The following is an 18,549-nucleotide window of genomic DNA, read 5'->3' as shown; positions in this document are numbered from 1 at the left end:
TCATTAAGTTATTTTTTTAATGGTGCTCTTACACGCCGAAAACGTCGCGTTGGTCACTTGTCTGTCTGACCTGATGGCGTAAAGTAGTGCTCATAGCGAGGATGCTAACAGGACAGACGGACTCAGGATGAGGGTCAGGAGCGCCAGGAGGCGAAGACACAGGATTGTCAGGAAGACAAACGTCCGGAGACGTATGTAAAAGGAAATGGAAACAACACGGAACGTTTCAGGCTAAAGGAAAGACAGGGTGTGTTGATGGCCGACAGGGAATGTAGAACCCGTTAAGGGCTATGAGTAAAGAAAAAAGGCGACAGATGACTCTGTCGCCTTTTTTCTTTACTTGCTTTCTGCTAGATTCCGCCGCAAATGTATACTGAATAAAACGGCCAAAGACGAATTATTATGAAATCAACTTCTACACCACGCGGCAAAGGTCCCGCAAAAGCGCGCCGTAAAACACGCGAAGAGCTTAACCAGGAAGCTCGTGACCGTAAGCATCAGAAAAAACACCGTGGCCATGCGGCGGGTAGCCGTGCGTCCGGCAGTGAAGGTGCTTCTGGCTCTAAGAATTCGAACAAACAAAAAGATCCACGTATTGGCAGTAAAACCCCCATTCCATTGGGAGTGACTGAAAAAGTCACCAAACAGCACAAACCGAAGAGTGAGAAACCTATGCTTTCACCGCAGGCTGAGTTGGATTTACTGGAAACGGATGAGCGCCTGGATGCGCTGTTAGAACGTCTTGAAGCAGGCGAAACCCTCAGTGAAGAAGATCAGTCCTGGGTTGATGCTAAGCTGGACCGCATCGATGAACTGATGCAGAAGCTGGGTCTTTCTTATGATGACGATGAAGAAGAAGAAGAGGACGAGAAGCAGGAAGATATGATGCGCCTGCTCAAAGGCGGCAACTAACGGGTTTACACCGTGGGCCTCCCCGTCCTGCTTATAACCCTTCCGGTTATATGTTATCTGGTGTGGTTATTCGTTAAACTACAGCGGTTGTCGCGGCGACAGAAGTGGCTGCGCAACCGGCTTATCACCCGTAGTGGAGGAAAGCCGGTACGCCGTACCCGCCAGCGATGCCATCGGAAGGAGTGAGCATGTCTGAACAGCTAATAGACTGGGATCTGGCCCTGATCCAGAAATATAACTATTCCGGGCCACGATATACGTCGTATCCCACCGCGCTGGAGTTTTCTGAAGACTTTGGCGAAGAGGCATTCCGGCACGCTGTGGCGCGTTATCCTGAGCGCCCGCTGTCTCTCTACGTACACATCCCATTCTGCCATAAGCTCTGCTACTTCTGCGGTTGCAACAAGATTGTGACCCGCCAGCAGCATAAAGCCGATCAGTATCTTGATGCCTTAGAGCAAGAAATAGTGCACCGTGCGCCGCTATTTTCCGGACGCAACGTTAGCCAACTGCACTGGGGTGGCGGTACGCCAACCTATCTGAATAAAGCGCAAATCAGCCGCTTAATGACGTTGCTGCGCGAACACTTCCATTTTAATGCGGATGCGGAAATCTCGATCGAGGTCGATCCGCGTGAGATTGAGTTGGATGTGCTCGATCATTTACGCGCAGAAGGTTTTAACCGTCTGAGTATGGGCGTACAGGACTTCAACAAAGAGGTCCAGCGTCTGGTCAACCGTGAGCAAGACGAAGCGTTTATTTTTGCGCTGCTGAATCACGCGCGCGATATCGGTTTTACCTCCACCAACATTGATCTGATTTACGGTTTACCGAAACAGACGCCGGAAAGCTTTGCGTTCACCCTGAAACGCGTGGCGGAGCTGAAACCTGACCGTCTCAGCGTCTTTAACTACGCGCATTTGCCGACCCTGTTTGCCGCGCAACGTAAAATTAAAGATGCCGATCTGCCCAGCGCGCAGCAGAAACTGGATATTCTGCAGGAAACTATCTCTTCGTTAACCGAAACGGGCTATCAGTTTATTGGGATGGACCACTTTGCCCGTCCGGATGATGAGTTAGCCGTCGCGCAACGTGAAGGCGTACTGCACCGTAATTTCCAGGGCTACACCACCCAGGGCGATACCGACCTGCTGGGGATGGGCGTTTCCGCCATCAGTATGATTGGCGACTGCTACGCGCAGAACCAAAAAGAGCTGAAACACTATTATCAGCTCGTTGATGAGCAGGGAAATGCGCTATGGCGTGGTATTGCATTGACCCAGGATGACTGTATTCGCCGGGATGTTATTAAGTCGCTGATTTGCAACTTCCGTCTGGATTACACGACGATTGAGCAGCAATGGGCGCTGAATTTTGCAGACTACTTTGCTGAAGATTTGAACCTGCTGGCGCCATTGGCAAAAGATGGGCTGGTGGACGTCAATGAAAAAGGGATTCAGGTGACGCCAAAAGGGCGCCTGCTGATCCGTAACATTTGCATGTGCTTTGATGCGTATCTGCGTCGTAAAGCGCGGATGCAGCAGTTCTCACGCGTCATTTAAAAACTCCCCAGTGGTGGCTGCGCTTACCGGGTCTACGATGTGTAGTCCTGATAAGCGTAGCGCCATCGGGTGTTTTATTCGTCACTCCATTCCTAACTCTTTGAGCTTGCGTGTCAGGGTATTACGACCCCAGCCAAGCAATCTTGCCGCTTCCTGTTTATGCCCCTGCGTATGACGTAACGCGGTCGTTAACAGTGTACGTTCCATTTCCGGTTGCGCTTCCGAAAGCAGGTTTTGATGACCGGAACGTAACGCCCGATCGGCCCACTGCGCTAACAGCGTGGCCCAACTGTCCGGCTGCATATGTGAAGGACTGTCGGGAACGGCGACGTCAAACAACTCGCTGGGGAGATCCTGAATTAACACCTCCTGTCCGGCGGCCATAACGGTGAGCCAACGGCAGGTGTTTTCCAGCTGGCGCACGTTACCCGGCCATGCCAGGCGCGTCAGGGCGGCTTCGGTTTCCGGGTGTAATTGTTTGGCTTCAACCCCTAATTCCTGTGCGGCGTCTTGCAGAAAATGGCGCGCCAGACGGGGTATATCTTCCCGACGCTCACGTAGCGGCGGTAAATGAACGCGAATTACGTTCAGGCGATGGAACAAGTCTTCACGAAATTTGCCTTCCTGCACGCGTAATTCCAGATTCTGGTGAGTGGCGGCAATAATACGCACATCCACTTTCACTGGCGCATATCCGCCGACCCGATAAAACTGCCCGTCAGCGAGGACTCGCAATAAGCGTGTTTGTACATCCAGCGGCATGTCGCCTATTTCATCCAGAAACAGCGTCCCGCCGTCAGCCTGTTCAAAACGCCCCTGACGAATGGTATTCGCGCCAGTAAATGCCCCTTTTTCGTGACCAAATAACTCAGATTCAATCAAATCCTTCGGAATGGCCGCCATATTCAGGGCGATAAACGGGGCTTTGACTCGCGGGCTGTGGCGATGCAGCGCATGGGCAACCAGCTCTTTGCCGGTGCCGGACTCGCCGTTGATCAGCACACTGATTGAAGAGCGAGACAATCGACCAATAATACGAAATACATCCTGCATAGCAGGGGCTTCACCGATGATATCGGTGGTCGGGCCGTTGTTCTGGATATTCCGGGGTTGTTGCTGTTCCTGATAATGGCTGATGGCGCGCTCAACCAGCGCGACCGCCTCATCAATATCAAACGGTTTTGGCAGGTAATCAAATGCGCCCTGCTGATAAGCGCTGACGGCAGCGTCCAGATCGGAATGCGCCGTCATAATGATGACCGGCAGCATAGAGTGGCGTTGCTTAATCTGTTTTAACAGTGCCAGACCGTCCATTCCCGGCATACGGATATCGGACAGCAGAACATCTGGCGTTTTGCTTGCCAGCGCGTCCAGTACCTCGTGACCGCTTTCAAACGTGGTGCAGTTCAGCCCTGCCCCGGCGAGCGCACGTTCAAGCACCCAACGGATGGAACTATCGTCATCGACGACCCAGACTATTCCTCGTTGCATAAACGTCACCTTTATTTCCTGATAGGCAGGTAAACCGAGAACTCGGTATGACCCGGCCAACTGGTAAATTCAATCTTGCCGGAATGTTGATCAATCAAATTACGGGCGATGGACAGACCCAGCCCGGTGCCGCCTTCGCGACCACTCACCATGGGGTAAAACAACGTGTCCTGCAAATGAGAAGGAATGCCCGGACCGTTGTCTTCTACGTCAATACGCGCCGCCAGACGATAGCGCATCCCGTGCAGGGTTAGCTGGAACGCGGTGCGGGTACGAAGAATAATTTCTCCGCCGTTCGGCCCCAGCGCCTGAAGGGCGTTGCGCACGATATTCAGCAGCACCTGCTCGATTTGGTCCGGGTCGTGCGCAAGCTCAGGCAGACTCGGATCGTAATCACGAATCAGCGTCACGTTTTCTGGCAGCTCCATTGAAACCAGCGCCACTACACGTTCTGCGACCTTATGAATACTTTCGTTGATGTGCATGCCCGGATGTTGTGGCCCCAGCAGGCGGTCAACCAGATTACGCAGCCTGTCCGCTTGCTCGATAATGACTTTGGTGTATTCCATCAACGCCGGATCGGGAAGCGCCTTGCTCAGTAACTGCGCCGCGCCGCGTAAACCGCCAAGCGGGTTTTTAATTTCATGCGCCAGTCCACGCACCAGATCGCGGGCAGCAATTTGCTGAGCATGCTGCAGCTGTTCCTGACTCAAACGGCGTTGGTTATCCATCGGGGCCATTTCCAGCAGGATAAGGCCATCTGGCAGCCTTTGTGCGGTCACGGAGAGGATATGTGAATGACTGTCTAACACCAGGGTGACTTCGTTGTCTGTAAAGCCCTGGCCTGCTTCTAAGCTTTCGCGCATCAGCGCAATGTTTAACGAAAAATAGCTCAACAATTCAGGAAGCGGCGAGCCAAACAGTTTGCGGGAACTCTGGGCGAGCAACTGCTGCGCGGCGGGATTGGCGTAATGCACCACCAACTCGTCATCGACAAGTAAGATGCTATTGATTAAAGAATTAAGGATCTGCCCAGCATCGGGCAGCATGCCAGTTGCCATTTAGCAGTCTCCTGGAAAAGTTTGCACCAATTTAGTGCATTATAGCTTTTTACTGATAAAAAGCGCGTGAAGTCAGGTTGTTGGTGGAGAAAAAAGCCCATCCGGAGATGGGCTAAAAGTTTCCACGGCAACTAAAAAACGCCAGACGCCTTTCATGCCGCTGCTGCGTTGGCTACCTTCGCTTACCCCAGTCACATAGCTATCTATGCTTCTGGGGATTTGCTCAGTTGCCGGCTTGCCGCAACGCGAAATTCGTCAGATTTTTAAGATACGGTTAAACGCTGTAGTACAGTTCAAACTCTACCGGGTGCGGCGTCATGCGTACGCGGTCATCTTCTTCACGACGCAGCGTAATGTACGCATCGATCGCTTCGTCGGTGAACACGCCGCCTGCGGTCAGGAACTCGCGGTCCAGATCCAGCTCTTTCAGTGCTTCTTCCAGAGAGCCAGCAACCTGTGGGATCTCTTTCGCTTCTTCCGGCGGCAGGTCATACAGGTTTTTGTCCATCGCTTCGCCCGGGTGGATCTTGTTCTTAATACCGTCAAGACCAGCCATCAGCAGGGCAGCAAAGCACAGGTACGGGTTAGCAGCCGGATCCGGGAAGCGCACTTCGATACGACGCGCTTTCGGAGAAGCAACCACCGGAATACGGATAGAAGCAGAACGGTTACGGGCAGAGTAAGCCAGCATGACCGGTGCTTCATAACCCGGGACCAGACGCTTGTAGGAGTTGGTGGTCGGGTTTGCCAGGGCGTTGATCGCTTTAGCGTGTTTGATAACGCCGCCAATGTAGAACAGCGCCTGCTCAGACAGACCGGCATATTTGTCGCCAGAGAACAGGTTTACGCCGTTCTTGGACAGAGACATGTGGCAGTGCATACCGGAACCGTTATCGCCAAACATCGGTTTTGGCATAAAGGTTGCGGTTTTACCGAAACGGTGCGCAACGTTGTGAACCACATATTTGTAGATCTGAATTTCGTCCGCTTTCTTGGTCATGGTGTTAAAGCGGGTAGCGATTTCGTTCTGGCCTGCGGTTGCCACTTCGTGGTGATGTGCTTCAACAACCAGACCCATCTCTTCCATGATCAGACACATGGTGGAACGGATGTCCTGAGAAGAGTCTACCGGAGGAACCGGGAAGTAGCCGCCTTTCACGCCAGGACGGTGACCTTTGTTACCACCTTCATATTTGGTGGAAGAGTTCCATGCACCTTCGATATCGTCGATGGCTACGTGGGAACCGGAGATGGATGCGCCGAAACGAATGTCATCAAACAGGAAGAATTCTGGCTCTGGCCCGAACAGAACGGTGTCTGCGATGCCGGTAGCGCGCAGGTATTCTTCAGCGCGTTTGGCGATGGAGCGCGGGTCACGGTCATAGCCTTGCAGCGTGCCAGGTTCCAGGATGTCACAACGGATAATCAGAGTAGATTCTTCAAAGAACGGGTCGATGAGCGCAGTAGACGCATCTGGCATCAGTACCATGTCAGATTCGTTAATGCCTTTCCAGCCGCCGATGGAGGAGCCGTCAAACATTTTGCCTTCTTCGAAGAATTCGGCATTTACCTGATGAGCAGGAATAGTGACGTGCTGTTCTTTACCTTTGGTATCGGTGAAGCGCAAATCAACAAACTTCACTTCGTGCTCGTTCAGCATCGTCAATACGTGTTCAGCGGACATACTTTAACTCTCCCGGATTGGTCATTGTCGTCGTGGTAACGAGGTCTACAATTCTGCAAAAATTGGCCGTGTCGCCGTAAAAAATATAAAGCGAAATCTGTGCCAACTTTTAAATTGCCCCTAAAAGGCGTTATCATGCGCACCATCGTGCAAAAGGGCTGCACCATGGTGAGCACGCTGCACCAATATAGTGCTTCAATGTGAACATTAAGCACCATGTTGGTGCAATGAGCAATGAGTAACCCTTTTAACGCTCCGTGAAAGCGATCACAAAGAAACTCTGCAATACTTGTTTGCGGAGGATGTTTGTGATCCTGTTTTGTAGTGCGATTAATCCGTGTACAATAACGCGCTATTCCTAATGCCCGAGGCAAAGTTGTGATCGAAAATTTGCGTAACATCGCCATCATCGCGCACGTTGACCATGGTAAAACTACCCTGGTCGACAAGCTGCTGCAGCAATCCGGTACGTTTGATGCGCGTGCCGAAACCCAAGAGCGTGTGATGGACTCCAACGATTTGGAGAAAGAGCGTGGGATTACCATCCTCGCGAAAAACACCGCTATCAAATGGAATGACTACCGTATCAACATCGTTGATACCCCGGGGCACGCCGACTTCGGTGGTGAAGTTGAACGTGTAATGTCCATGGTCGATTCCGTGCTGTTGGTCGTTGATGCAATGGATGGTCCGATGCCGCAGACGCGCTTCGTGACCAAAAAAGCCTTTGCTCATGGCCTGAAGCCGATTGTTGTTATCAACAAAGTTGACCGTCCTGGCGCGCGTCCTGACTGGGTTGTTGATCAGGTATTCGACCTGTTCGTTAACCTTGATGCAACCGACGAACAGCTGGACTTCCCTATCGTTTACGCCTCTGCGCTGAACGGTATCGCGGGTCTGGATCACGAAGATATGGCTGAAGATATGACTCCGCTGTATCAGACCATCGTTGATCGCGTACCGGCACCGAACGTAGACCTTGATGGCCCGCTGCAGATGCAAATCTCTCAGCTGGACTACAACAACTACGTTGGTGTTATCGGCATCGGTCGTATCAAGCGCGGTAAAGTTAAACCGAACCAGCAGATCACTATCATTGATAGCGCAGGCAAAACCCGCAACGGTAAAGTCGGTAAAGTTCTGACCCATCTGGGTCTGGAACGTATCGAGAGTGACGTTGCAGAAGCGGGCGATATCATCGCGATCACCGGTCTCGGCGAGCTGAACATCTCTGATACCATCTGTGATACACAGAATGTTGAAGCGCTGCCAGCACTGTCCGTTGATGAACCGACCGTATCCATGTTCTTCTGCGTAAACACCTCTCCGTTCTGTGGTAAAGAAGGTAAGTACGTTACCTCTCGTCAGATCCTTGACCGCCTGAACAAAGAGCTGGTGCACAACGTGGCACTGCGCGTTGAAGAAACGCCGGATGCGGATGCATTCCGTGTATCTGGTCGTGGTGAGCTGCACCTGTCCGTTCTGATCGAAAACATGCGTCGTGAAGGTTTCGAAATGGCGGTTTCCCGTCCGAAAGTTATCTTCCGCGAAATCGATGGCCGTAAACAAGAGCCGTTCGAAAACGTAACGCTGGACGTCGAAGAGCAGCATCAGGGTTCTGTCATGCAGGCTCTGGGTGAGCGTAAAGGCGACCTGAAAAACATGAATCCAGATGGCAAAGGCCGCGTACGTCTTGACTACGTGATCCCAAGCCGTGGTCTGATCGGCTTCCGTTCAGAATTCATGACCATGACCTCCGGTACCGGTCTGCTGTACTCCACCTTCAGCCATTACGACGATATTCGTGCGGGCGATGTTGGTCAGCGTCAGAACGGCGTACTGATCTCCAACGGTCAGGGTAAAGCGGTTGCGTTCGCACTGTTCAGCCTGCAGGATCGCGGTAAGCTGTTCCTCGGTCACGGTGCAGAAGTTTACGAAGGCCAGATCATCGGTATTCACAGTCGTTCTAACGACCTGACTGTAAACTGCCTGACCGGTAAGAAACTGACCAACATGCGTGCTTCCGGTACTGACGAAGCAACCACGCTGGTCCCAGCTCAGAAAATGACTCTGGAGCAGGCTCTGGAATTCATCGATGACGACGAACTGGTAGAAGTTACCCCAACTTCCATCCGTATCCGTAAACGTCACCTGACTGAAAACGATCGTAAACGCGCAATGCGCGGCGCGAAAGAAGAGTAATTAACGCTTCTTTCTACGATAAGACCCTGCCTTCGTGGCGGGGTTTTTTTTTGGGATCTTTTTGGCCGTACTACGGCCTCACCGATGCTGTTCATTCCTGCCTCTCTTCACCTGCCAAACTCCCATACCCTCGCCATAAGAGAGCTTTGTCACATTTATCTTCAAAGCATGTCGGCGCTGTTTGCTTTCTTTTTTAGCGTCAGCGTATGATGCTTTCACTGGTTTAAACCAAATGGGTTAAACAATGACGAGCAATCAGTCGACCGTTGAAAATGCGAAAGAGAAGCTGGACCGTTGGTTAAACGATGGGATCACCACGTCAGGTGGAAAGCTGCCTTCTGAGCGGGAATTAGGTGAGCTGCTGGGTATTAAGCGTATGACGCTACGTCAGGCGCTGTTAAATCTTGAGGCTGAATCCAAAATATTCCGTAAGGATCGTAAAGGATGGTTCGTCACCCAGCCACGCTTCAACTACAGCCCGGAATTATCGGCGAGCTTTCAGCGTGCTGCGCTTGAACAGGGCAGGGAACCGTCATGGGGATTTACTGAGAAAAGCCGTATTTCCGATTTTCCAGAGATGGTTGCTCCTTTGACAACCGTCGCCGCATCCGACGAGCTGTATCGGGTGACGGGGTGGGGCGCACTGGAAGGGCATAAAGTTTTCTACCATGAAACGTTTATTAATCCCGTTGTGGCTCCAGGTTTTATTGATCAGCTTGAAAACCAATCTTTTTCTACCGTATGGGAACAAGTCTATAAAAAAGAAACGGTGGTAAAGAAGCTGGTTTTCAAACCGGTTCGCATGCCTGGCGATATCAGTAAATTTATTGGCGGCTCCGCCGGGATGCCAGCCATTCTTATTGAAAAGCATCGGGCTGACCGCGATGGGAATATCGTACAAATAGACCTTGAATACTGGCGATTTGAGGCAGTTGATCTCTTTATTAACTTGTAGGTGTATTATGGTCACAATGAATAATGCAGAAAAAATTCTGGCGCGTGTAGACAACCTTCCCCTTTATCTTCATGCATATGCTTATCATCTGAATATGCGTCTCGAGCGAATTTTGCCGAACGACTTATTGGATATTGCGCATGAGAACCACCTACGCGGTGTAAAAATTCATGTTCTTGATGGGGAACGCTATTCACTCGAAAACATGAATGACAGCGAACTTTCTGCTTTTGGTGATAAAGCACGTCAGCTGAATCTTGACGTTCATATTGAGACCAGTGCCTCAGATAAAAAAGCCATTGATCAGGTTGTCGCTATTGCATTAAAAACAGGTGCGTCATCTGTTCGCTTTTATCCGCGCTATGAAGGTAATCTGCAGGAGGTCATGTCGATTATCGCCAAAGATATCGCCTATATTCGTGACACTTACCAGAACAGCGGCTTAACCTTCACACTTGAACAGCATGAAGATCTGAAAAGCCACGAACTGGCCTCATTAATTAAGCAAAGTGGAATGGAGTCACTCTCTCTGCTGTTTGACTTTGCCAATATGATTAATGCGAATGAGCATCCCCTTGACGCACTGGACACAATGGCACCGCATATTACTCAGGTGCACATTAAAGACGCGTTGATCGTTAATGAAGAAGGTGGACTGGGTCATAAAGCCTGTATCTCTGGTCAGGGCGATATGCCGTTCAAAGCATTGCTAACAAAACTGATCTGTTTAGGTGATGAAAAACCTCAGGTTATGGCCTATGGCCTGGAAGAAGAAGTTGATTATTATGCCCCGGCATTTCGTTTCGAAAATGAAGGCGACAACCCCTGGATCCCATGGCGTCAAATGAGTGAAACACCACTGCCTGAAGCCAATGCCCTGGAAGAACGCCTGGTAAAAGAAAAAGAAGATGCGATTAACCAGATAAAATTTGTGCGCAGTGTTCTGCAACAAATCAAAAAAGAGGCAATTGATATTCTAAATACGTAATGCTGTTTTAATTTCTCTTATGTGCATGGAAAACCATTCTTCGAGAATGGTCGGGTTGCTATTGCCTATAAAATAATGAATTTAGTCATACTTTAGGGGATGTTATGCTCACCAAAAAGAAATGGGCGTTATTTAGCCTGTTAACGCTGTGTGGCGGTACAATTTATAAATTACCGTCATTAAAAGATGCGTTTTATATACCAATGCAGGAATACTTTCATTTGACCAATGGTCAAATTGGTAATGCGATGTCGGTGAACTCATTTGTTACGACGGTGGGTTTTTTCCTGTCTATCTATTTTGCCGACAAACTGCCACGTAAATACACCATGTCGTTTTCGCTGATTGCCACAGGGTTGTTAGGGGTCTATCTGACAACAATGCCTGGTTATTGGGGAATACTCTTTGTATGGGCGTTGTTTGGCGTCACCTGCGACATGATGAACTGGCCAGTGCTACTTAAATCGGTGAGCCGATTGGGTAATAGCGAACAGCAAGGACGCTTGTTTGGTTTCTTCGAAACCGGTCGCGGAATCGTTGATACGATTGTGGCGTTTTCTGCTCTGGCGGTCTTTACCTGGTTTGGTAGTGGGTTGTTGGGATTCAAAGCCGGTATCTGGTTCTATTCAATCATTGTCATTGCGGTTGGGGTAATCATCTTCTTTGTTCTGAACGATAAAGAGGATGCACCTACGGTCAATGTCAGCGATACCGAAGACACGAAAAAAAGCCCGGGTATGACGACGGTACTGAAGGACAAAACGATTTGGCTAATCGCCTTCAACGTCTTCTTTGTCTATGCCGTCTACTGCGGTTTAACGTTCTTTATTCCGTTCCTGAAAAATATTTATATGCTGCCAGTCGCGCTGGTGGGTGCCTATGGCATCATTAACCAATATTGCCTGAAAATGATCGGTGGTCCGGTTGGCGGTATGATTTCAGATAAAATACTGAAATCACCCAGTAAATACTTATGTTACACCTTCATGATCAGCACGGTCGCACTGGTGCTTCTCATTATGCTGCCTCATGAAAGTATGCCGGTCTATTTAGGGATGGCGTGTACGTTAGGATTTGGCGCGATCGTATTTACGCAGCGTGCTGTTTTCTTCGCACCGATTGGCGAAGCGAAAATTGCGGAAAACCATACCGGGGCCGCGATGGCACTGGGCAGCTTTATTGGTTACGCACCTGCCATGTTCTGTTTCAGTCTCTATGGCTACATCCTGGATTTAAACCCAGGCATGGTGGGTTATAAGATTGTCTTCGGTATTATGGCCTGCTTCGCATTCTGCGGCGCGGTAGTTTCGGTGATGCTGGTTAAACGCATCAGCCAGCGTAAGAAAGAGTTGCAGGCAGCCGAAGCCTGATACCTTCTCCGAGATAAGCATGTAAAAAAGCCGCTGATTATCAGCGGCTTTTTTTATTTGAAGCGTCAGGAAGCATCCTGATCGGCAACCACTAGCTCAATGTTTTCCTCATTGAGTAATTGTTGGAATGACGTCGGAGGGGGGGCATCGGTAAAAAATACCTGCACTTTACGCGCGTTACCGATGGACACTGCGGCAGATGCCGTAAATTTGGTGTGATCGGCAACTAATAACGTATTACGTGCATGTTTCATCATCGTCCTGGCGACGAGGGCTTCGTTGACATCAAACTCCAGTAGCGCCCCGTCATGCTCAATAGCGCCAATGCTGGTGATCAAATAATCGGCCCTGAACTCCTCAATAAAACTCACTGCAGCAGGACCAATAATTCCCCCGTTATGCGCACGCAGAGTTCCTCCTGGCACCATTACTTCAATATCCTGGTTTTTATACAGAATTTGAGCAACTCGCAGGCTGTTGGTGATGATGCGCAAGTCCCGGCGATTGAGCAATGCTCTGGCGACCGCTTCCACTGTGGTTCCTATGGTAATAAAAACCGTACAGCGTTCTGGCAGATAATCGGCAACAGCTTCTGCTATCGCCCCTTTCTCCTGAGTGAGCGATAGCTCTCTTTGCTCAAAAGCGGTATTCATAACGCTTGATACGCGCCCGGCACCACCATGATGTCGTGTAATCAGTCCTTGTTCACTAAGTTTACGAATATCACGGCGGACCGTTTGTGTGGAAACATCAAGCAATTGTGCCAGTTCCTCGATATTCATATAGCCTCGTTCAGCGATGTAATGAACAAGCTGATCGTGTCGAGGGTTACCGGTGACTTCGGTGATGCTCATGAATACTCCTGTACTCTTCCCCTGTAAATGTTCACTATTTTACGCATAAAGTGACAAAAATGATTCGGTTTGCTCACGATTAGGAATTCCGGCGCGTCCTCCAGGCTGAGTACATTTCATTGCTGCTACTGCACTGGCGAACCTAATTGACTGTTCAATCGTCATTTTTTCTGCCAACGCGACGGCCAATGCCCCGTGAAAGACATCGCCAGCCCCGGTTGTATCAACGACATCAACAGAAAACGCAGACTGCTGGTGGAGGCGCTGATCTTCAATCCATAGCGATCCTTCCCCGCCAAGTGTGACATAAACCAGGCCTTCAGTTTGTGTCGCCGCCAGACTCAAACCTTTGGTTGGGTCATCTTGACCGGTCATGCGTTTTAGCCCTGGCGTCGAAAAAACCGCATGATCGGAAAGAGCAACCAGAGGCGTAATATCCTGCGGTGTCATATCTGCATCCAGCAGTGTCTGTACGCCGGCTGCCCGCGCTAGCGTAAAGGCTTTTAATGCACCTTCGTGCCAACGTACATCGGCCAGTACGATGTCATAGCCTGTGAAATCAATCTCTTCCAGCCATTGCGCATCAGTGTCCAGGTCTGGACTCGGGTAGTTGACGATGATTCGTTCCCCGTGATTATCGACCAGAATGGCGGATTGTGATGAGCGCGCATTGGTGTATTGGCGACAATAGGTTGTATTCACTCCCCAGCCCTGAAGCTCGCTGATCAGCGTTTTTCCACAGCTATCGTCACCCAGTCGCCCAATGAAGTCGACTTCAATCCCGAGCCTGGCAATAGCAACCGCCGCAGTCGCTGCTGGCCCACCTCCCGTCTCAAGATATTGACTTGACTGATACTTACCACCTCCATCAGGCAAAGTGTTCAGAGAATAAATGCGATCCTGAACGGCGATTCCGACGCAAGCAATTCTGGTCATATGTGTTTGGTCCTGTGTGAAGTTGTCTTGTTTTGTTCATTTTAATGACATAAATGATCAAATTAGTGACGCACCTCTAGTTTTTAGTCATAAATTACAAATATGCTCAAAAACAGACGAAAATGACTTTTTATTTGTAATTATTTTGTCAACTAAAGACAGGAGATCGTTCATGACCACCATTGCATTCCTGGGATTGGGCCAGATGGGTAGCCCAATGGCCAGTAATCTGTTGCAAAAGGGGCATGCTTTACGCGTATTTGACGTTAATCAGCAGGCCGTCAGTGAGTTAGTCCAACAAGGGGCAACCGCAGCTCAAACACCTGCTGAAGCAGCTAAAGGTGCAGAGTTCATCATCACCATGCTGCCAAATGGCGACATTGTTCGGCAGGTGATGTTGGGCGATTCCGGGGTGCATGAAACCGTATCCCATGATGCGTTAGTTATCGATATGTCCACCATCCACCCCCTCCAGACGGATGCGCTGATCAATGAGTTGAAAGAGAAAGGCATCAGCATGATGGATGCCCCGGTCGGCAGAACCTCAGTGAATGCTATTGATGGCACATTACTGATTCTTGCGGGCGGTACGCCTGAGCAAGTCGAACAGGCGCGTCCAATTCTGATGTGTATGGGGAACGAATTGGTAGAAGCAGGCGGCCCGGGAATGGGGATCCGCGTGAAGCTGATTAACAACTACATGAGTATTGCGCTGAACGCGCTGTCGGCGGAAGCCGCAGTTCTTTGTGAGTCTCTGGGTCTTAGCCTGGATGTGGCGATTAAGGTTATGAGTGGAACTGCCGCAGGCAAGGGACACTTTACGACAACCTGGCCTGGGAAAGTGCTGAAGGGGGATCTGTCTCCGGCATTTATGGTGGACCTCGCACTGAAAGATCTGCGCATTGCCGTTGATGTTGCACACCAGACCGGCGCGCCGTTGAACATGGGTATTGCGGCAGAAGCCTACTACACCACGGCCAGCGAAAACGGCAGAGGACGCCAGGACTGGAGTGCGCTGTTATCTCAGGTTCGCCAGCAGGCTGGCCGTCCGGATTCACTTTAAATTTAAAACATTCACAGGAGTTACTATGTCTTCCCAAAATACCCCGTACACGCTGAAAGATATTTCTCGCCCAGGTGGTGGATTCGCTATGCTGGCCGTTGATCAACGTGAAGCCATGCGTCTGATGTTCGCCGCGTCCGGACATCCAAAACCCGTTGCCGATAGCGTGTTGACTGACTTTAAAGTCGCCGCAACACAGATCCTTTCTCCTTATGCTTCGGCGGTTCTGGCAGATAAACAGTTTTGTCTTGATGAAATTGTCTCTCAGGGAGCCGTGGCTGATTCATGCGGCCTGATCGTTGCTGCTGACCGCTTTGTGCCTGGCAATGGCATTCCGGTTGATAGTGTTGAAATCGACAAAACGGTTGATCCGCATCAGGCGCGTCAGATGGGCGCAAAAGCGATGAAACTGTTGGTGCTGTGGCGGGAAGATGAGCCAGCCGAAGTGCGTCTGGCGATGGTCGAAGAATTTGTAGAGCGCTGCCGTAGCGCCGGGCTGGTGAGCATTATTGAACCTGTAGTGCGCCCGCCTCGCCAGGGTTGGGAATTTGACAAAGAAGCTGCCATTGTTGCGGCGGCTGCAGAGCTTGGCGGTACGGGAGCCGACCTCTACAAGGCAGAAATGCCATTAGGTGGTAAAGGCGATGAACAGACGTTACTGGCTGCGTGCCAGAAACTTAACGACCAGATGAAGATGCCCTGGGTCATTCTCTCTTCTGGCGTTGATGCGGATGTCTTCGGGCGTGCGGTTCGCATTGCCATGAAAGCTGGCGCTTCAGGATTCCTGGCTGGGCGTGCCGTGTGGGCTTCCGTCGTCGGGGCGAAAGATCCGCAAACGATGCTGCGTGATGTTTCCGTTCCACGTCTTCAACGCCTGGCGGAAATTGTTGATGAAGGTATCGCGCAACGCTAATCACCCAATCATAACGATTCTGGAGAATAACAATGGATAAAATTACCCAGGTTTTATTTTCTGATATTGGAAAAGTCACCACCCAGTATGTGGAAGTGCCGCACCAGGAACTGAAACCACATGAAGTCCGCATTGCTCCTGTGTTTTATGGAATATGCGGCTCTGATCTGCACGTCCTGAAAGGGGGGCATCCATTCGCGAAACCTCCTGTCGTGCCAGGGCATGAAATTGCGGCACGTGTAACGGAGGTGGGGAGCGAAGTGACCCACATTCACGCGGGCGACCATGTTGTTGTCGATCCGATTATGGCCTGCATGGAGTGCCGTGCATGTAAGGCGGGGCGCTTTAATCTCTGTGAACCACCGCAGGTTGCAGGCTTTCGTGCACCAGGATTTGCCCGTTCACAGCATATCGTCCCTGCCCGGAACTGCCACGTTGCTCCTGCGTCTTTACCGCTGAAGGTTCTGGCCTTTGCTGAACCGGCAGCCTGCGCGCGTCATTGTGTAAACCGCATGCCACAAGCCTCGCTGGAGAGCGTGTTAGTCATCGGGGCCGGAACCATTGGACTCTCTATTGTTCAGGCATTACGCATCATGGGCGCGGGAAAAATTACCGTTATCGAACCCGATGAAGCCAAACGCGCGCTGGCATTAAAACTCGGCGCCGCAGATGTCTGGGCACCGGGCGAGCTTGATGCGGATGTTCGTTTCACGGGCGCGATTGATGTGGTTGCGGCTCAGGCCACGATTAACGATGCATTCATGCGCGTGTATGCGGGCGGTACGGTGGTGTGTATGGGCGTGCCGAGTGGGCCTCGCGAAGTCCCACTTCCGATGATGCAACGCTTTGAGCGCGATTTGCTCAATTCCGGCATGTATATACCAGAGGATTTTGATGCCGTTATTGAGTGGTTGGCGGATGGTCGGTTTGATACCAGTGAACTGGTAACCGATTTGTTCCCTGTCGATGATGCGGCGAAGGCATTTGAACGCGCGCAGCAAAATGACTCAATAAAAGTCATGCTGCAGTTCGCTGAAGATTGATGGTGTAAACCTCTGTCTGGCGCTGCGTAACAGCAGCGCCACCCTACAACAATGAAGAAGGACACTGCGATGAGTCAAATCACCAGTCCTGCACCATATTCAATCGGTCGTCCACAGGATGTGATTGATATAGTAAATAAAAACTCAGCAGTTAATACCAGCATCGGTGTCATTTTTATCGCATTGGGTGGCATTCTTATTGATGCGTACCAGGCTGCGATGGTGGGTTTTGGTAATAAGTACATTGCAGCCGAGTTTGGCATTTCTCCGGGTCTGGCGGCGACAGTTAACGCCTCCGTGTTAGTGGCCGCTCTGATTGGCGGGCTATTAGCGAACCGTGTTATTAACCGCTTTGGTCAAAAGCGTGCATTTATCATCGGAATGGGGTTGTGCACGATCGGGGCGGCAGCCGTCGCCATTGCGCCTAATATCTGGTGGGTGCTGGTATGCCGTGTCGTGATGGGCTTTGGGTTAGGTATTGATTTCCCACTGGCCACTAACGCTGTGGCGGAATTACGGGGATCAACATCGAAGAAGACCGGTTCGTCCGTTAATCTTTGGCAAATGGCCTGGTATGTTTCAACCACCGTTGTTTATCTCGTTCTGCTTCCGTTGCTTCTGTCTGGTATTGCTGAAGAACAACTCTGGCGCTACGGAATTTTCGCGGGTGCCATCTTTGCCGTCATTATCATGATCCTGCGTTACTTTTTTATCGGTGAATCTGCGATGTGGGCTGCAAGGGTCGGTCGCTATGAAGAAGCCTGCGGGATTCTGGAAAAACGCTATGGCGTTAAAGCTCAGGTTGCTAAGTCATCTAAATCAGATGCTACCTCTGCTGAAAAACCAGAAAGTAAATTTCGTGGCGGTTATGGCATCTTGTTCAATTCACGCTACCGTAAACGCACCATTCTTGGCTGTGTCGTGGCAACCATGCAGGCCTGGCAATATAACGCCGTGGGCGTTTATTTACCGCTGACGCTGGCCGGAATACTGAGTGGGGGATTAACCGGCGCATTAACGGGTTCAGCGGTAGTGAACGCACTTTGTGGGGTCACCGGCGGCTTAATCGGCTCGCTCATTCTCCAGCGTTTGGGAACGCGTCTCCAGTCTATGTATGGATTTGCGTTAGTGACCGTGGCGCTGCTGGCGTTAGGTGCCCTGGCAACCACGAGTCCCTGGCTTTCCTTAAGCCTGCTGGGCACGATTATATTCTTCCACTCTGCCGGTCCTGGCGGATTAGGAATGACCATTGCAACACTCTCTTACCCACCCACTATACGACCCACAGGTGTCGGATTTGCGCGCGCCATCATGCGTACCGGGGCCATTGCCGGGCTTATCTTCTGGCCTATGTTATGGGGGGCGTTGAAGACTGAGGCGTTTTACTGGCTGGCGATCGTCCCTTTCCTTGGATTCCTTACTTGTGTGTTGATTAAGTGGGAACCGCTGGGAGCGAATGTTGATGCTGAGGATGAACAGGTATTAGCTGAGTTGGAAAAGTAATCACAATGCGCG

At 50.7% G+C, this 18,549-nt stretch carries 15 protein-coding genes and 1 pseudogene; 11 read left to right on the top strand and 5 right to left on the bottom strand.

Translation table 11 applies throughout. The features are described from left to right. The first annotated feature begins 101 nt into the window (after positions 1 to 101). The 3 genes and pseudogenes from JM656_RS21155 to hemN all read left to right on the top strand — a co-directional run bounded on the left by JM656_RS21155 (position 102) and on the right by hemN (position 2,474). Positions 102 to 285 (top strand): annotated as a pseudogene (locus tag JM656_RS21155) (hypothetical protein). Positions 286 to 402: 117 nt separating this feature from the next. After that, positions 403 to 912 carry a Der GTPase-activating protein YihI gene (gene yihI, locus JM656_RS21150; RefSeq protein ID WP_203359424.1) on the top strand — a complete coding sequence of 170 codons (510 nt, stop codon included), beginning with the start codon at positions 403 to 405 and terminating at the stop codon, positions 910 to 912. 188 nt (positions 913 to 1,100) lie between these two features. Next, a complete protein-coding gene (gene hemN / locus JM656_RS21145; RefSeq protein WP_203359423.1) occupies positions 1,101 to 2,474 on the top strand; it encodes an oxygen-independent coproporphyrinogen III oxidase in 1,374 nt (457 codons plus the stop codon). A gap of 81 nt (positions 2,475 to 2,555) precedes the next feature. Here the strand turns inward: hemN and glnG are convergent, their stop codons facing one another. The 3 genes from glnG to glnA all read right to left on the bottom strand — a co-directional run bounded on the left by glnG (position 2,556) and on the right by glnA (position 6,710). Beyond that, the gene (gene glnG, locus JM656_RS21140; RefSeq protein ID WP_203359422.1) at positions 2,556 to 3,965 is read right to left on the bottom strand and encodes a nitrogen regulation protein NR(I); all 1,410 of its coding nucleotides are present in this window, start codon (positions 3,963 to 3,965) and stop codon (positions 2,556 to 2,558) included. A gap of 11 nt (positions 3,966 to 3,976) precedes the next feature. Continuing rightward, positions 3,977 to 5,026: a nitrogen regulation protein NR(II) gene (gene glnL / locus JM656_RS21135; RefSeq protein WP_192613918.1), complete on the bottom strand. Its 1,050-nt coding sequence runs from the start codon at positions 5,024 to 5,026 to the stop codon at positions 3,977 to 3,979. A gap of 274 nt (positions 5,027 to 5,300) precedes the next feature. Next, entirely contained in the window at positions 5,301 to 6,710 is a 1,410-nt protein-coding gene (gene glnA / locus JM656_RS21130; RefSeq protein ID WP_203359421.1) for a glutamate--ammonia ligase, read from the bottom strand. A gap of 378 nt (positions 6,711 to 7,088) precedes the next feature. On the opposite strand from glnA, the gene typA reads away from it, so the two are divergent. From typA to JM656_RS21110, 4 genes are all read left to right on the top strand, one after another. Beyond that, the gene (typA, locus tag JM656_RS21125) at positions 7,089 to 8,912 is read left to right on the top strand and encodes a ribosome-dependent GTPase TypA (protein WP_203359420.1); all 1,824 of its coding nucleotides are present in this window, start codon (positions 7,089 to 7,091) and stop codon (positions 8,910 to 8,912) included. Positions 8,913 to 9,156: 244 nt separating this feature from the next. Further along, positions 9,157 to 9,867, top strand: a complete 711-nt coding sequence (locus JM656_RS21120; RefSeq protein ID WP_203359419.1) for a GntR family transcriptional regulator — start codon at positions 9,157 to 9,159, stop codon at positions 9,865 to 9,867. 7 nt (positions 9,868 to 9,874) lie between these two features. Further along, positions 9,875 to 10,855, top strand: coding sequence for a sugar phosphate isomerase/epimerase (locus tag JM656_RS21115; RefSeq protein WP_203361348.1), 981 nt, complete (start codon positions 9,875 to 9,877; stop codon positions 10,853 to 10,855). A gap of 104 nt (positions 10,856 to 10,959) precedes the next feature. Next, the gene (locus tag JM656_RS21110) at positions 10,960 to 12,225 is read left to right on the top strand and encodes an MFS transporter (protein WP_203359418.1); all 1,266 of its coding nucleotides are present in this window, start codon (positions 10,960 to 10,962) and stop codon (positions 12,223 to 12,225) included. 65 nt (positions 12,226 to 12,290) lie between these two features. On the opposite strand, the gene JM656_RS21105 is transcribed toward JM656_RS21110, so the two are convergent. After that, complete coding sequence (locus tag JM656_RS21105) at positions 12,291 to 13,079, bottom strand: DeoR/GlpR family DNA-binding transcription regulator (RefSeq protein ID WP_203359417.1); 789 nt, start codon at positions 13,077 to 13,079, stop codon at positions 12,291 to 12,293. Positions 13,080 to 13,118: 39 nt separating this feature from the next. Beyond that, a complete protein-coding gene (locus JM656_RS21100; RefSeq protein ID WP_203359416.1) occupies positions 13,119 to 14,015 on the bottom strand; it encodes a sugar kinase in 897 nt (298 codons plus the stop codon). A gap of 172 nt (positions 14,016 to 14,187) precedes the next feature. Here JM656_RS21100 and yihU point away from each other — a divergent pair, with 172 nt between their 5' ends. From yihU to JM656_RS21080, 4 genes are all read left to right on the top strand, one after another. Beyond that, the gene (gene yihU, locus JM656_RS21095; RefSeq protein WP_203359415.1) at positions 14,188 to 15,078 is read left to right on the top strand and encodes a sulfolactaldehyde 3-reductase; all 891 of its coding nucleotides are present in this window, start codon (positions 14,188 to 14,190) and stop codon (positions 15,076 to 15,078) included. A 25-nt stretch (positions 15,079 to 15,103) separates the two neighbouring features. After that, positions 15,104 to 15,991, top strand: coding sequence for an aldolase (locus JM656_RS21090; protein WP_203359414.1), 888 nt, complete (start codon positions 15,104 to 15,106; stop codon positions 15,989 to 15,991). A gap of 32 nt (positions 15,992 to 16,023) precedes the next feature. Then, positions 16,024 to 17,034 carry a zinc-binding dehydrogenase gene (locus tag JM656_RS21085; RefSeq protein ID WP_203359413.1) on the top strand — a complete coding sequence of 337 codons (1,011 nt, stop codon included), beginning with the start codon at positions 16,024 to 16,026 and terminating at the stop codon, positions 17,032 to 17,034. 69 nt (positions 17,035 to 17,103) lie between these two features. After that, a complete protein-coding gene (locus JM656_RS21080) occupies positions 17,104 to 18,537 on the top strand; it encodes an MFS transporter (RefSeq protein ID WP_203359412.1) in 1,434 nt (477 codons plus the stop codon). The last annotated feature ends 12 nt before the right edge of the window (positions 18,538 to 18,549 follow it).

Source organism: Citrobacter sp. R56 (assembly GCF_016811995.1).
Lineage (GTDB): Bacteria > Pseudomonadota > Gammaproteobacteria > Enterobacterales > Enterobacteriaceae > Citrobacter_D > Citrobacter_D enshiensis.
The sequence above is the reverse complement of the archived record's forward strand: the minus strand, read 5'-3'. Positions and strand labels throughout refer to the sequence as shown.

Excerpts from the sequence above, each read along its gene's own strand:
- yihI (WP_203359424.1), top strand. The coding sequence starts at position 403 with ATGAAATCAACTTCTACACCACGCGGCAAAGGTCCCGCAAAAGCGCGC.
- hemN (WP_203359423.1), top strand. The coding sequence starts at position 1,101 with ATGTCTGAACAGCTAATAGACTGGGATCTGGCCCTGATCCAGAAATAT.
- glnG (WP_203359422.1), bottom strand. The coding sequence starts at position 3,965 with ATGCAACGAGGAATAGTCTGGGTCGTCGATGACGATAGTTCCATCCGT.
- glnL (WP_192613918.1), bottom strand. The coding sequence starts at position 5,026 with ATGGCAACTGGCATGCTGCCCGATGCTGGGCAGATCCTTAATTCTTTA.
- glnA (WP_203359421.1), bottom strand. The coding sequence starts at position 6,710 with ATGTCCGCTGAACACGTATTGACGATGCTGAACGAGCACGAAGTGAAG.
- JM656_RS21120 (WP_203359419.1), top strand. The coding sequence starts at position 9,157 with ATGACGAGCAATCAGTCGACCGTTGAAAATGCGAAAGAGAAGCTGGAC.
- JM656_RS21115 (WP_203361348.1), top strand. The coding sequence starts at position 9,875 with ATGGTCACAATGAATAATGCAGAAAAAATTCTGGCGCGTGTAGACAAC.
- JM656_RS21110 (WP_203359418.1), top strand. The coding sequence starts at position 10,960 with ATGCTCACCAAAAAGAAATGGGCGTTATTTAGCCTGTTAACGCTGTGT.
- JM656_RS21105 (WP_203359417.1), bottom strand. The coding sequence starts at position 13,079 with ATGAGCATCACCGAAGTCACCGGTAACCCTCGACACGATCAGCTTGTT.
- JM656_RS21100 (WP_203359416.1), bottom strand. The coding sequence starts at position 14,015 with ATGACCAGAATTGCTTGCGTCGGAATCGCCGTTCAGGATCGCATTTAT.
- yihU (WP_203359415.1), top strand. The coding sequence starts at position 14,188 with ATGACCACCATTGCATTCCTGGGATTGGGCCAGATGGGTAGCCCAATG.
- JM656_RS21090 (WP_203359414.1), top strand. The coding sequence starts at position 15,104 with ATGTCTTCCCAAAATACCCCGTACACGCTGAAAGATATTTCTCGCCCA.
- JM656_RS21085 (WP_203359413.1), top strand. The coding sequence starts at position 16,024 with ATGGATAAAATTACCCAGGTTTTATTTTCTGATATTGGAAAAGTCACC.
- JM656_RS21080 (WP_203359412.1), top strand. The coding sequence starts at position 17,104 with ATGAGTCAAATCACCAGTCCTGCACCATATTCAATCGGTCGTCCACAG.